Here is a 632-nt window from a genome sequence, read left to right as displayed (position 1 = left end):
CCCAGACAAGGCCAAGCCTCTGCCTGACGGTCAAGTGGAAACTGACACCTTCGAGCTAACGGCTTCTGACGGCTCTAAACATGAAATCGTTATTACCGTTACGGGCACTAACGACTCAGCCGTCGTCACCGGCGACACCATAGGCGCGGTGACTGACCAAGACACTTCAACAACCGGTTCCATCACGGTCACTGACCCTGATTCTGGCGAAACAGCGACCATCGGCAACACCACCATTGAAGGCGACTACGGCACCTTCGAACTAGTAGACGGTGAATGGACTTACACGGTTGACCCAGACAAGGCCAAGCCTCTGCCTGACGGTCAAGTCGAAACAGACACCTTCGAACTGACGGCCTCTGACGGCTCTAAACACGAGGTCGTTATTACGGTCACGGGCACGAACGACTCAGCCGTCGTCACTGGCGACACCACAGGCGCAGTCACTGACCAAGACACTTCAACAACCGGTTCTATCACAGTCACTGATCCTGATTCTGGTGAAACAGCGACCATTGGCAACACCACCATTGAAGGCGACTACGGCACTTTCGAATTAGTAGACGGCGAATGGACCTACACGGTTGACCCAGACAAGGCCAAGCCTCTGCCTGACGGTCAGGTGGAAACTG

General features: G+C 54.9%; 1 protein-coding gene. It reads left to right on the top strand.

Annotation, left to right across the window (positions count from 1 at the left end):
* A partial coding sequence (locus tag ATN88_RS00005) for a VCBS domain-containing protein (RefSeq protein ID WP_198158297.1) occupies positions 1-632 on the top strand: 632 nt, incomplete at both ends.

Origin of the sequence: Enterovibrio coralii (assembly GCF_001559595.1) — a bacterium.
Classification (GTDB): domain Bacteria; phylum Pseudomonadota; class Gammaproteobacteria; order Enterobacterales; family Vibrionaceae; genus Enterovibrio; species Enterovibrio coralii.
The sequence above is the reverse complement of the archived record's forward strand: the minus strand, read 5'-3'. Positions and strand labels throughout refer to the sequence as shown.